This is a genomic window from Desulfocurvus thunnarius (assembly GCF_055390965.1).
This window is the reverse complement of sequence record NZ_AP042411.1, coordinates 2757850-2770326: the sequence shown is the minus strand read 5'-3', so window position 1 is coordinate 2770326 and position 12477 is coordinate 2757850. Positions and strand designations below refer to the sequence as shown.

Here is a 12477-nt window from a genome sequence, read left to right as displayed (position 1 = left end):
CGCCGCACCCGCAAGGGTGCGGCGGCCTTTCGCATGTCGCGCCGGGGGGCGCCCGTCCGGGTCAGCAGGGCCCCGCGCAGGGTCCGGCCAGTTCGGCGTCGATGGTGTCCGGGTCGCTGGCGGCGTAGCGCACCAGATTGCGCAGATGGACAAAGGTCGCGGGCTCCATCTCCTCGAAGGCCAGGGCCAGGGTGCCCTCCCCGGCGCGCGCCACCCGGGCCTGCACGGTGAGCACCACGCTGGAGGCCAGGGTCAGACGCACCGCGCAGGCATCGCCCGCCTGCATGCCCAGGCCCAGGGGTGCGTCGCACAACATGCCGCGCAGGCTGATGTTTTCGCTAATCACGGGCACGGTCAACCCCCGCCAGGAGACGGTGGCGTCGAAATGGGCCGCAACCCGGCTGCGGCTGCGCTGGTCGGTCATGTCCCCCCCTCCGCCGTCCCGCAGCGGCCCCGAAACCAGGGCCCGGGGGACGGTCATGGAGGACGAGCCTACACCATCGCCAGGGGCCTGTCAGCCCCGGGGGTTCATTTGCCCGCTTCGAGCTGGCGGATGAAAATGAGCGCCATGCCCACAGCCCAGACGGACAGGATGATGAACCGGGGCCAGAAGGGCACGAAGAAGCGCGACAGGCCGATGAAGAGAATACCTGCGGCGAAGTAGCCGATCTTCCAGGCGTTCTTGCGCCACCAGGGCCGGGGCGCGCCGGGGGTCGGAGTGGGGTCGGGGGTGGTCATGGTCAGCGTATCCTGGCCGCCAGGGCATTCAGGCCGTAGAGCAGGCAGCCGCCGATGACCACCAGAATCAGCGCCGTCACCGGGTTGCGGTAGGAGCCGATGAAGCCCATGTAGTCGTCGATGACGCCTTCCAGGCGCATGGCCTTGATCAGTCCCAGGAACCCGTAGGTGATGAACGGGATGGCCAGGACGAAGGACAGGGCCTTGATGAGGATGCGCAGGATGTTCATGGCGTGTGCTGCTCCTGGCGAAGGGTTGCGGCGCGGGCGGGCCTCAGCGGCCCGGGGTTCCGCCCCGGCCGCCCTCCGCGCGCCGACGGGCGCGGCGGTTGGCGGCGCGCACGATGCCCACCCCGGCCCCCAGGGCCAGCAGGGTGAAGATCAGGGCCATGGCGGCTGCTTTCAATATAAAAGACAGGGATTCCCACATGTTGTCAATCTCCAGACAGTCGTTGGCGCCCTCATGCTATAGCCTTGCGCGCGGCGAAAGGCAACCGCCGGGCGCGCCGGGCACGGCGAGCCGCGATCCGGCAGCCCGCCAGACGCGCCGTCTGCCGTTGCGGTGCGGCCCGGCCGAGCGCGGCCGGGCGCAGCCGACCATGACCGGACGTGACCAATACAAGGGGCTACCAGCCCCCGCCGCCCCCGCCGCCGCCGCCCCCGCCCGAGCGGCCCGCGCCGCCTGAGCCCCGGCCCGAGCCCGGCGCCGCGGCCGAAGCGGCGATGGCCCCGGCCAGGGAGGCCCCCAGCCCGCCGCCACGCGCCCCGGGCCCCAGGCCGCCCAGGCCCCGGCCCGCCCCCCGCGAGGCGGCCCCGGGGTCGCGCCCGGCGGCCTCCAGCACGGCGCTGAAGCGGCGCGCCCACTGCTGCTCGCAATCCAGGGCCAGGGCGTAGGGCAGGCAGGCCTCGAACAGTTCCGGGGTCCGCTCGGGCGGGTTGAGCAGGTTCAGGCGCTCCTCCTCGGCCACGGCCAGATAGAGCCGGAAGCCCTCCAACTCGTCCATCAGCGCGCGCCCCCCGGGCGTCGGGGCGCGCATGAGCCGCGCGAAAAGCAGGAACAACGCCGCGCCCAGGGCGATGACCGCCAAGGGATGCGGCCCGGGCATGGTCCCCAGCGCGGCTCCCGCCGCCAGCAGGCTGCACGCCAGCCCCGGCAGCAGCCAGGGCCCGTTGACGTGGAACAGCGCGCCCCGGTAGCGCGCGGCCAGGGCCCTGCGCAGGGCCGCACGCGCGGCGCGGACCGTGACCCGGGCCTCCCGGCGCAGGGTCACGGCATCGCCCCGGGCGAACAGCGCCGCCAGCAGAGCCCGCTCCTCGGGTTCCAGGTCCGGCGGTTCGGCCCCGGCGCGGGCCACGGTCCAGGCGCCGTCCGCCGTCCGGTCCAGGGCCACGGCCCCGCGCGCGCCCAGGCCCACCAGGGCGGCGGCGAACACGTGGTCGTCGAAACCCATGCGCAGCACGTAGCGCGCCGCCCCGGGGCCGACTCCCGCCGGGGGCCGGAAGCGCGGCACCACAACCCCGCCCCGGGGGTCGCGGCCCACGCGCCGCCAGGCCCACAGGTAGGCCGCCAGGGCCGCCAGCAGCCCGGCCCCGGCGCCCAGGGGCCCGGGGTTGTCGCGCACCAGCCGGGCGACTTCGCCGCCCGGGGCGGCCACGGCGCCCTTGTCCAGGCGTACGGCCACGGTCAGCCCCTCGCCCGGCGCCAGGGGTACCGTGGTGGCGAAGGCGGCGAGCCCCGGGCCGCGCAGCCCGCCGGAAACGGCCGAACCCCGGACGCCCGCGGGGCCGGTGACGGCCTCGGCGCCCAGCAGCCGCCCGCCCGGGGGCGCAACCACCGCACACCGGGCCTCCAGCACGGGCAGGGTCCAGCCCGTGCCCGTCACGTTCCAGTACAGTTCATCGTGGTCGGCGAAGAAACCGAGCTGGTCCGTGGTTTCGTAAGTCAGTTCATAGCGGTGCGGCCCCGGGGCCAGCGGGGCGTCCTCGTGGCCCAGATACACGCGCACCCCGTTGGCCCGGGGCCGCGTCAAGGCCGCCTCGGGCTGGCCGTCGCGGACGGCGCCGAGCACGGAAAAGCCCACGCGGCGCACCAGCCCCAAGGCCCGCGCCCAAGGCTCGGGATGCGGGTAGACGGTGGGAAAGTCGCGGTAGATGCCCCGGCGGATCGTGCGCCCCTCGGCGGCCACGGCGATGGCCTCGGTCACGCGCAGGCGCCCGTCGGGCAGGATGTCCACACGGCTGGCGAAAGAGGTGACGGCCTCGGCGGCCGAAGCCGGGAACGGGGCGGCCAGCAGGCCGACCAGCACGGCGAGGAGAACCGCCAGGACGACGGGGCCGCGCGCCGGGCCCACGGGTCAGCGCCCTCCGCGCGCCCGGGCCCAGGCCGCCGCGCGGGCCCGGGCGGCGGCGGAGTCGGCGGCCCACAGGGTTTTGGCATGGGCCAGCACGGCCTCGCGGACCTTGTGGGCCGCAGGCAGCTCGGGGGTCACCGGATGCTCCGCCGCCGGGCAGCTCACCGGGGCGAAGGCCAGCTCCTGGTCCAGGGACGAGGCGTAGTCGGCGATGGGCGCGTCGGCCAGGCGGCTGCGCTCCTGGCGGGCGGGGTCCAGCCCGCGCACGAAGCTCATGGTCCCCGAGGGCCGCTGGTCGCGGTTCAGGGTTTCGATGCGCGCGTTGAGCGCGCGGCACCAGTCGCGCAGTTGCCCGACGTTGGCGGTCTGGACCTTGCGGCCCCCGGGGCCCGTGGCGTGGCGGCCGTGCAGATAGGCCTCGGCGGCCTCGGCCAGGGCGGCGTAGGCCGCCAGCAGCAGCCCGGCATAGCGCCGCCAGGGCAGCAGGGAAAAAGGCGCTCGCACGGCCTCGCGCGCGGGCGCGGCCCCGGCGGCGGCCTCGGGCAGGGGGCCCGGGTCCACGCCCAGGGCGGCGTAGAATCCGCGCACGGCCGCGGCGTCCGGCAGCAGGGAGTGCAGGGCCGCCGCCCGGCGCAGCACCTCGGCCTCAGCGCGTTCCAGTTCTTCCGTCCGGCGCCGGTAGAGTTCGATCTCGTCCTCCAGGGCCTTGCGCGCGCCGAAAAAGGTCGAGGCCGCCTCCACCAGGGTCTCGGTCACCAGCCCGTCGGCCATGCCTTCCAGGGTCTTGCCGCCGCCCGCCATCGTCCGCTCCGCCTAGTCCAGCCGCACCCGGGGCGCGGCGCGCACGGCCTCGTCCCCGATCTCGAAAAATTCCGCCTCGGCGAACCCGAACAGCCGGGCCGCGATGTTGGACGGGAAGGACTGCACGTTGACGTTCAGCCGCCGCACGGCGCCGTTGTAGTAGCGCCGGGCCATCTGCAACTCGTCCTCCACGGCGGCGAGCTGCTCGGCGAGCTGGCGGTAGTTGGCGTCGGCCTTGAGTTGCGGGTAGGCCTCGACAACGGCGAACAGCCGCCCCAGGGCCCGGGTCAACTCGCCCTCCCGGCGCGCGGCCTCGGCCACGGCTGCGCCCGGGGCGGTGCCCTCCGAAGCGCCCATGGCGCCGCGCAGGGCCGTCACCCGCGCCAGGGCCTCGGCCTCGTGGGCGGCGTAGGCCCGCACCGTCTCCACCAGATTGGGGATCAGGTCGTGACGGCGGTGCAACTGCACGTCGATGCCGCTCCAGCCCTCGCGGACCAGGGCCCGCGCACGCACCAGGGCGTTGAAGGCCAGCGCCAGCCACAAGGCGAGGAGCACCAGCAGGGCCAGGGCGGTCCACAATGCGGTCATTGCACTCTCCGGGGGTTGGGGTCGGAAGTCCGCACCCGCACTCTACATGGCCCCGGGCGCGGGCGTCAAACACGGGGCGGACGAACCGCCCGAAGGGACGCCGGGGGCGCGAGGATCTCCGGCCCGGGCCGCGCTCCCGGCCTCCCGGCCTCCGGGCGGTCCCGGACCCTAGTCGCGCCCGCCAGCCAGCCCCAGGCCCAGGCCCATGGACAGGAACACCCCGCCCGTAACCCACTGCCGGGCCCGGCGCGCCCCGGGGTGCGCCCCGGCCCAGGAGCCGATGCGCCCGAAGCACAGCGCCACGCAGGACATGACCATCCAGCCCGTGGTGCAGAAGGTCAGGCCCAGGACGACGATCTGGGCCGGGAAATGGGTCGAGCCGTGGTCCGCGAACTGGGGCAGGAAGGCCAGGAAGAACAGGGCCACCTTGGGGTTCAGCACGCTGACCAGGAAGCCCTGGCGGAAGATGCGCGCGCGCGGCAGGCAGGGCGCCGGGCCGTGGGCCTCGGGCCGCGCAAGCAGGATGCGCAGGCCGACCCAGACCAGATAGGCCGCCCCGGCAAAGCGCACCACCTCGTAGGCCGCAGCCGAAACGAGCAACACCGCCGACAGGCCCAGGGCCGCCGTGGCCGTATGCACCAGCCCGCCGCAGGCGATGGCCAGGGCCGAGAGCAGCCCGGCCCCGCGCCCCTGGCAGGCGCTGCGCGTGGCCACGTAGAGCATGTCCGGCCCGGGGGTCACGTTGAGCAGCAGCCCCGCGCCGAGGAAGAGGAAATAATTCTCGATGCCGAACACGGAATGCTCCGGAAGGTTGCGGGCGGGCGCGGCCTAGGTCAGACGCGCGCCGTTGGGCACCGGGCGCTCGGGCGCGGCCAGCACGATGGCCCCGTCGGCGTCCGGAAAGCCGGTGACCAGAAACTGCGAGCGCAGGGGGCCGATCTGCTTGGGCGGAAAGTTGACCACGCCCACGATCTGGCGGCCCACAAGCTCCTCGGGGCGGTAAAGATCCGTGACCCGCGCGCTGGACTTGAGCACGCCGAGGCCCGGGCCGAAATCGGCGTGAATCACGTAGGCCGGAATGCGCGCCGCGGCGAAAACCTCGGCGGAAACCACCGTACCCACGCGGATTTCCACGCGCTCGAAATCCTCCCAGGTGATGTGCGTCATGCGGTTGGCCTCGCAGGGGAAAGAGAAGGAGTGAGAAACGAAGGAGGGGACCTAGGCGGTGCAGACCTCGTCCGCGCCGTGGACGGCGAAGCCGTTCTTGCCTCCGCTCTTGACGCGGTACATGGCCTGATCGGCCTTGTCCAGCAGCACGGCGGGGTCCTCGCCGTGTTCGGGGGCCAGGGCGATGCCCACGCTGACCCCGGTGCGGACCATTTCGCGCTCCAGCGGATACTCCTGACGCAGGGCGGCCACCAGATCGCGGGCAATGGCCAGCACGTCGGCGCGCCCGGAGGTGCACCCCGGGAGCACGGCCACGAACTCGTCGCCGCCCAGGCGGTAGACCGTGCCCGCGTCGCCCACGCAGCGCTCCATGCGCCCCGCGGCCTGGACCAGCAGCGCGTCGCCCGCGCGGTGGCCGAAGGTGTCGTTCACGGCCTTGAAGCCGTCCAGGTCCATGAACAAGAGGGCCACGCTGACGCCCAGGCTGCACGTACGCGTCACCAGGGCGGGCAGGGTGTCCTCCAGGGCCATGCGGTTGGCCAGGCCGGTCAGGGCGTCGCGGTAGGCCAGGGCGTCGCTGCCGCTCATGCCCGAGGCGTCCTTGACCATGCAGAAATAGCAGTCGTGGTCCGGCGAGAAGATCACGTTCCAGTTGAGCCTGCGGTAGTCGCCCCCGGCGCAGCAGAAGCGGAAGAAGAGCGAGGTGGAGCCGATGTCCGAGGTGATGAGCCGCTGCATCTGGGCCAGCACGCGCTCGCGGTCGTCGAAGTGGATGTGCTCGATGAGGTAGCTGCCGGTCAGCCCCTGGGGCGCATGGCCGGTCACGCGCTCCCACTGCACGTTGCAGTCCTCGAACTGCCCGTCGGTGGTCAGCACGGCGGCCATGTCCAGGGACAGGGAGAGCCAGGCGTAGCGCTCCACGGTGAGCACCCGCTCCACGGCGTAGATATCTATGCCTTCCGCTGCAAGGATTTCCGCATCCATGGCTTCTGCGTAGCACGTTCGTACAGGCCTTTCCAGTGGCAACGATGGGGTCGGCGTTATTTCCTCTTTTGTGAAGCCTGCGGCCCGTCGTGTCGGAAAAACCGACAAAGCCCGGGGCGGGCCTGCCGGTCGCCGGGCGGCGCCCGGGGCTAGGAGCGGTCGCCGCCCTTGCGCGGGGCGTGGCGGGCCAGTTCGGCGCGCAAAAGTTCCAGGGCCCGGGGGCCGTGGCGGCGGATCAACCCGGCCAGGGCCCCGCCCTTTTCCGCCGCCCAGGCCCGCAGTTCGGGCAGGCTGCGGATGGAGCGCAGCCGCTCCAGTTCGGCGCGGATTTCGTCGCCGTGCTCGCGCAGCTCGCGGCGCACGGCCCACAGGATGAGCTTGTGTCGCATGGACATGGATCACGCTCCTTTGGCTGTGGGCGCGCCCTCGCGCCCGGCGGGCACGCGCGCGAGCAGCGCAAGCCCGAGGACGAAAAATGCCGTCAGCACCAGGATGCCCCCGCGCGCCGAGCCCGTATGCTGGGCCACGGCGGCGAACACGGCGGGCCCGGCGATGGCCGAAAGCCGGTTGACCACCGAAAAATAGCCGAAAAACTCCGCCGGGCGGTCCGGCGGAATGAGCCGCGCATAGAGCGAACGCGACAGGGCCTGGGAGCCGCCCATGACCAGCCCGACGACCACCCCGAGAATGAAATACTCCGTGGCCGAGCGCATCCGCCAGGCGTAGAGGGCCACCCCGGTCCACAGGGCCACCGAGAGCATCAGCGCCGCGCGCGTGCCCACGGCCCCGGCCAGACGGCTGAAGGCCAGCGCCCCGAAGACCGACACGAACTGGATCATGAGCAGGGTCAGCATGAGCACCGTGGTGGACAGGCCGAGTTCGGTGCTGCCGTAGATGGTGGCCATGCTGATGGTCGTCTGCACCCCGTCGTTGTAGCACAAAAAGGCCAGCATGAAGGGCACGAGCCCCGGCACGGCCCGGGCCCGGCCCCACAGCCCGCGCAGGCGCCCCAGGGCCTCGCGCACAGGGGCCCCGCCCGACGCCCCGGCGGCCCCGGGCGGTTCGTCCATGCCGCGCACGGCCCACAGCCCGAAGCCCAGCCACCACAGCCCCGCCGAGGCCATGGCCAGCCGCGCGGCCAGGTCCGCGCCCAGGCCCAGGGCCTCGTGCCCGGCCACAAGCCCCAGGGCCAGGGCGAACTGGACCCCGCCGCCCACGTAGCCGTAGGCAAACCCCCGGCCGGACACGGCGTCCAGCCGCCCGGGCGGCGCCACGTGGCCCAAAAGCGAGTCGTAGAACACATTGCCGCCCACAAAGCCCACCTGGGCCACGAAGAACAGGCCCATGGCCGGCCAGACCGTGCCCGGCCCGATGGCCACAAGCCCCGTGGCCGCGAGGCTGCCGCAGACGCAAAACGCCAGCAGCAGCCGCCTGCGCAGGCCCAGATGGTCGGCCACGGCGCCCAGGGGCGGCGCCAGCACGAAGACCACCAGGGCCGTGGCGCTGACCAGATAGCCCCACAGGCTGGCGGCGGACAGCCGCGCCCCGCCCACGGCCACCCCGCCCTCGGGCACCACCGCAGCCGCGAAATACGCGGGCAGCACGGCAACGGCCACGGTTGTCACATAGGCCGAGTTGGCCCAGTCGTACAGGCACCAGGAGTGGATGCGGCGGCGTGCGGCGCGCGCGGCGTCCGGAGCGGTCGGGGCGCGTGGGACGCCTGGGGCGTTGTCGGGGGTGGCGGCGGGCATGGCGGGGTTCTACCCCAGGCGGCGGCCGAAGGGAACCCGCCCGGGGCAGGTCCGCCGGATGGCCGACCGCCGCCCGGGCGGGTCCGGGCGCGACAACCTCCCGCCGGTCCGGCATCCCACGGCCCTGTGACCATCGCGTGTCGCCCCCGGCGCGTATTCTCCCCCCGTTCGCAACGGAATCGTCACATGCGTCAAGTAGACAGCGGAAAGCATCACGAACCGGTGGCGGGCACGGCGCCCGTCGCCCCCGGCCCCCCACGGGGCGCCCTCCCGGTCCATGCTTTCGGGCCCGCCCCCGGGCCCGCTGCGCCAAGGAGAACGACGCAATGAGCAGCAAATCCCTCAAGTTCGAGCGTGTGCTTTCCGACGCGGAGCTGGAGCCGGCGCTCCAGGCCCTGCTCGCGCTGCTGGCCGCCCCCGGCCCGGCGGCGGGCGAGGCGGCCGCCCCCGGCCGGACCCCTGCCGCCCAGGCCGTGCCCGCCGCTGCGGACGTGTGCAAGATCAAACTCGTCATCAAACGCGAATTCGGCGAATTGCAGGCCAAAATGAAGGTCGAGCCCATGCACCCGGGCTGCTCCTGCGACCCGGAACTCGGCTGCGTGACCACCGCCGACGAGCCCGAGAAATACTCGCGCCTGAAAAAGCGCATGAAGCACTCCTTCAAGGCCATCCGCTCCAGCCTGGAAGCCGGGCGCGCGCCCGCTGCCGAGGCCGTGGAATCCTTCCTGGCCGACTCGGAGGTCATGGTCTGCTACCCGGGCCACGGCGACGAATTCTACCTCGACTACAGCCGCGCCTGCCGCGAACTGACCCGGGCCTGGAAGGCCGGGGACCTGGAAGCCATGGCCGCCGCCGCCCAGGCGCTGGAAACCCGCAAAAACGAGTGCCACGACAGGTACAAATAGACCATGCCCGCCACGCCCATCACGCCCCTGCGCCCGGCGGCCCGCCCCGCCTGGACCGCCCCCGACCTGGACACCGTGCCCGTGGAGCCCACCGAGGCCGACCTGGAGCGCTTCACGCGCGTCATCAGCATCGACCTCTGCCCCGAGCAGGAGGCCCGCGCCGTCACCCCCGGGCAGGCCTACCCCAAGCAGCGCCGCGTGCTGGCCCTGCACTGGCACCCCGAGTTCGTGCCCATGCCGCTCGTCGAGCGACGCCTGGAGGCCCTGTTCCCCAACGCCGAGGAGCGCCTGATCATTCCCACCCAGCACAACGAGCTGACCACCTTCGGCGACTACGCCGGGGTGGAGGTGGATTGCTACGCCTCGGGCTTCAACCAGAAGATCCAGCTCCTGCTGCACTTCCGCAAGGAGCGCCTGGAGCAGGCCCACACCCTGCGCCAGATGCTGCGCCACACGCACAAGTACCGCTCCTCGCAGCTTTTCGCGTTCATGGCCGCCATCCTCGAATCGCACCCGGAGATCGTCGGCCAGGCCGCCGCGCAGACCGGCGCCGACGAAACCACCGTGGAATACGTGCGCCGCAACGTGGCGCGCATCGACGCCCTGCTGGCCGTGCGCTGGGACGCCGTGCCCCGCGATTCCATGAAAAACAAGCTCCTGGCCAACTGGTTCGACACCCTGCGCGCCGAGCACTCCGACCCGTTCATCGACCGCGTGCAGACCTACCTGCGGGCGGTCAAGGCCCTGGTCAAGGCCGACTTCTCCCTGGACTACTTCTACCGCGCCAGCGAGGTCATCGAAGAGGCCCGGGCCCTGGGGGCGGGCATCGTCATCCCGCATCCCGAGCAGTTCTGGCCCGTGCTGCTGGCCGAATACGACGTGGACGGCTGGGAGGTCTGGAACCCCCAGTCCAGCCGCTACACGGGTTTCCTGGTTTCCGTGCTGCACGAGCGCAACCGCTGCCGCCCGCGCTCGGGCCGCCCGCTCATGGTCTTCATGGGCGACGACACGCACATGGGCGAAAAGGTCAAGGACCCGGCCTTCCAGAACCCCGAAAAGGCCGCCCGCGAAATCGGCGTCCAGCCCTGGGGCGACATGCTCGTGCGCAAGCAGCTCATCACCGCGGGCATGGACCGCGCCCAGGTCATGGCCGAATACCGCGCCCGGCTGGACGGCTGACCCCGCCGCCCGCCACTCCCCACCAACGCCGCACCCAAGGAGATCCCCATGGCCCAGGAAGAAAAGTTCTTCTTCGAGTCCATCCAGGACCCCCGCTCCATCCGCGACTACCTGCAATCGCTCATGGAGGGCCTGGAAAAGGGCCGCATCGTGCTGTCCACCAACGGCGACGAGCTGACCCTGACCCCGCCCGACCTGCTCAAGCTGACCCTCAAGGCCAAGCGCAAGGCGCCCACCAGCAAGCTGGTGCTCAAGCTGGCCTGGAAGGACGAACCCAAGGCCGCCATCCGCTCCGAAGACTCCATGAACATCCGCTCCTGACACCGATGACGACCATCGAAAGCCTGGAAGAGAACTTCCGCTTCCTGACCATCGAGGCCACCAACCTCGTGGAGGCCACGCTGTCGTTCCTGGACGCGCCCTCGCGCACGCTCTTCGAGCGCATCATCTCGCGCGACGACTACGTGGACAACCTGAAGAACGTCATCGAAAACACCTGCTTCTCCAAAATCCACGGCGGGGCGGACATCTCCGGACGCATGGTGGACACCATCCGCTCGGTGCAGATCATGTGCGCCAACCTGGAGCGCATCGCCGACTTCTGCGTGAACATCACCCGCCAGGTCGAGCACTTCGCGGACCCGCGCTTCCTGCATCGCTACGACTACCGGGCCATGTTCACGGTCATCCGCGACGGCCTGGCGCGCATCGCGCCCACCCGGCGCGGGGCGGACCTCGCCGGGGCCCTGGAAATCTGCAAGGCCGAAAACCAGCTCGACGCGCTCTACAAGGAGCACTTCGACCGCATCATGGCCGAACTCTCGCGCGGGGGCGACCCGCGCGACCTGATCACCGCGCTGTTCATCTTCCGCTACCTGGAGCGCGTGGGCGACTCGCTGCTCAACATCGGCGAGGCGCTGATCTTCTCCATCCTCGGCGAGCGCATCAAGATCGAGCAGTTCGAGGCCCTGCGCCAGACCCTGGACAAGGGCGGCTTCACCGGCTCGGTGGGCGACATCGATTTCAAGTCCATCTGGGGCTCGCGCTCGGGCTGCCGCATCGGGCGCGTGGCCTCCCGCCCGCCCGGCGCCGCCGGGGCCGCCCCGGCCAGCCCCGAAGACGTGGCCGCCGGAAGCCTCTACAAGGAAGGCAACCTCAAAAAAATCCGCCGCGAAAAGGAAAACATCGAGCGCTGGGCCAAGGTCTTTCCGGGCCTCGGCCCGCGCATCTTCAGCTTTCACGAGGACGCGGACAACGACCACGGCGCCATGCTCGTGGAGTTCCTGCCCGGCTGCACCCTGGACGAGGTCATCCTCTCGCCCAACCAGGAGCTGGCCACCAACGCCCTGTTCGTGCTCACGGCGACCCTGCACGAAATCTGGGCCCAGACCCTGACCCCCCGGCCCTGCCCCACGCGCTTCATGGCCCAGCTCGAGGAGCGCCTGGAGGCCGTGCGTCAGGTGCACCCCGACTTCGAGCGCCCCGAGCGCAGCCTGGGCCTGGCGCGCATCGCGCCCACAAGCGAACTCATCGCGCGCTGCAAGGCCCTGGAGGCCGAGCTGCCCGCGCCCGCGTCCATGCTCATCCACGGCGACTTCAACACCAACAACGTGGTCTACGACCACGAGCGCCAGCAGGTGCATTTCATCGACCTGTACCGCTCCACCGAGGGCGACTACGTGCAGGACGTGGCGGTGTTCCTGGTCTCCAACTTCCGCGTGCCGCTCAAGGGCAGGCAGGAGCGCGACCGCCTGAACTGGGTCATCGCCCAGTTCCTGGAATTCGCCGCGGCCTTCGCCGGGGAGATGGGCGACACGACCTTCCAGGCGCGCCTGGCCCTGGGCCTGGCCCGCTCGCTGTACACCTCCACGCGCTTCGAGCTGCATCCCAAGTTCTCCAAGGAGATGTGCCTGCGCGCCCACTTTCTCATGGAAAAGACCCTGGCCCACCAGGACCAGCCCTGGGAGGCCTTCCGCCTGCCCGAGGGCGTCCTGTACTACTGACGAAAGCCCGC

The 12477-nt window shown here is 71.7% G+C and carries 15 protein-coding genes; 4 read left to right on the top strand and 11 right to left on the bottom strand.

Annotated features, from left to right (window positions below; genetic code table 11):
- Window positions 1–61 precede the first annotated feature (61 nt).
- The 11 genes from ACZ5KV_RS12120 to ACZ5KV_RS12070 form a co-directional block, all read right to left on the bottom strand.
- Entirely contained in the window at window positions 62–424 is a 363-nt protein-coding gene (locus ACZ5KV_RS12120; protein ID WP_464239567.1) for a PilZ domain-containing protein, read from the bottom strand.
- Window positions 425–528: 104 nt separating this feature from the next.
- Window positions 529–738, bottom strand: a complete 210-nt coding sequence (locus tag ACZ5KV_RS12115) for a hypothetical protein (protein WP_464239566.1) — start codon at window positions 736–738, stop codon at window positions 529–531.
- A gap of 2 nt (window positions 739–740) precedes the next feature.
- Window positions 741–968, bottom strand: coding sequence for a hypothetical protein (locus ACZ5KV_RS12110; protein WP_464239565.1), 228 nt, complete (start codon window positions 966–968; stop codon window positions 741–743).
- A 395-nt stretch (window positions 969–1363) separates the two neighbouring features.
- A complete protein-coding gene (locus ACZ5KV_RS12105) occupies window positions 1364–3088 on the bottom strand; it encodes a DUF2207 domain-containing protein (protein WP_464239564.1) in 1725 nt (574 codons plus the stop codon).
- Window positions 3089–3091: 3 nt separating this feature from the next.
- Window positions 3092–3889 carry a hypothetical protein gene (locus ACZ5KV_RS12100; protein WP_464239563.1) on the bottom strand — a complete coding sequence of 266 codons (798 nt, stop codon included), beginning with the start codon at window positions 3887–3889 and terminating at the stop codon, window positions 3092–3094.
- 12 nt (window positions 3890–3901) lie between these two features.
- Window positions 3902–4477: a LemA family protein gene (locus ACZ5KV_RS12095; RefSeq protein ID WP_464239562.1), complete on the bottom strand. Its 576-nt coding sequence runs from the start codon at window positions 4475–4477 to the stop codon at window positions 3902–3904.
- A gap of 168 nt (window positions 4478–4645) precedes the next feature.
- Window positions 4646–5272, bottom strand: a complete 627-nt coding sequence (locus ACZ5KV_RS12090) for a LysE family translocator (RefSeq protein ID WP_464239561.1) — start codon at window positions 5270–5272, stop codon at window positions 4646–4648.
- 33 nt (window positions 5273–5305) lie between these two features.
- Window positions 5306–5644, bottom strand: a complete 339-nt coding sequence (locus ACZ5KV_RS12085) for a tRNA-binding protein (protein WP_464239560.1) — start codon at window positions 5642–5644, stop codon at window positions 5306–5308.
- 51 nt (window positions 5645–5695) lie between these two features.
- Window positions 5696–6628: a PAS domain-containing protein gene (locus ACZ5KV_RS12080; RefSeq protein WP_464239559.1), complete on the bottom strand. Its 933-nt coding sequence runs from the start codon at window positions 6626–6628 to the stop codon at window positions 5696–5698.
- Window positions 6629–6777: 149 nt separating this feature from the next.
- Window positions 6778–7023 carry a hypothetical protein gene (locus ACZ5KV_RS12075; RefSeq protein ID WP_464239558.1) on the bottom strand — a complete coding sequence of 82 codons (246 nt, stop codon included), beginning with the start codon at window positions 7021–7023 and terminating at the stop codon, window positions 6778–6780.
- Window positions 7024–7026: 3 nt separating this feature from the next.
- The gene (locus tag ACZ5KV_RS12070; RefSeq protein WP_464239557.1) at window positions 7027–8379 is read right to left on the bottom strand and encodes an MFS transporter; all 1353 of its coding nucleotides are present in this window, start codon (window positions 8377–8379) and stop codon (window positions 7027–7029) included.
- A gap of 326 nt (window positions 8380–8705) precedes the next feature.
- Here ACZ5KV_RS12070 and ACZ5KV_RS12065 point away from each other — a divergent pair, with 326 nt between their 5' ends.
- From ACZ5KV_RS12065 to ACZ5KV_RS12050, 4 genes are read left to right on the top strand one after another with little or no spacing between them, the layout of a single operon-like run.
- Window positions 8706–9284, top strand: a complete 579-nt coding sequence (locus ACZ5KV_RS12065) for a GAK system XXXCH domain-containing protein (RefSeq protein ID WP_464239556.1) — start codon at window positions 8706–8708, stop codon at window positions 9282–9284.
- A gap of 3 nt (window positions 9285–9287) precedes the next feature.
- Entirely contained in the window at window positions 9288–10463 is a 1176-nt protein-coding gene (locus ACZ5KV_RS12060) for a hypothetical protein (RefSeq protein ID WP_464239555.1), read from the top strand.
- 48 nt (window positions 10464–10511) lie between these two features.
- Window positions 10512–10784, top strand: a complete 273-nt coding sequence (locus ACZ5KV_RS12055) for an amphi-Trp domain-containing protein (protein ID WP_464239554.1) — start codon at window positions 10512–10514, stop codon at window positions 10782–10784.
- Window positions 10785–10789: 5 nt separating this feature from the next.
- Entirely contained in the window at window positions 10790–12466 is a 1677-nt protein-coding gene (locus ACZ5KV_RS12050; protein ID WP_464239553.1) for a PhoU domain-containing protein, read from the top strand.
- The last annotated feature ends 11 nt before the right edge of the window (window positions 12467–12477 follow it).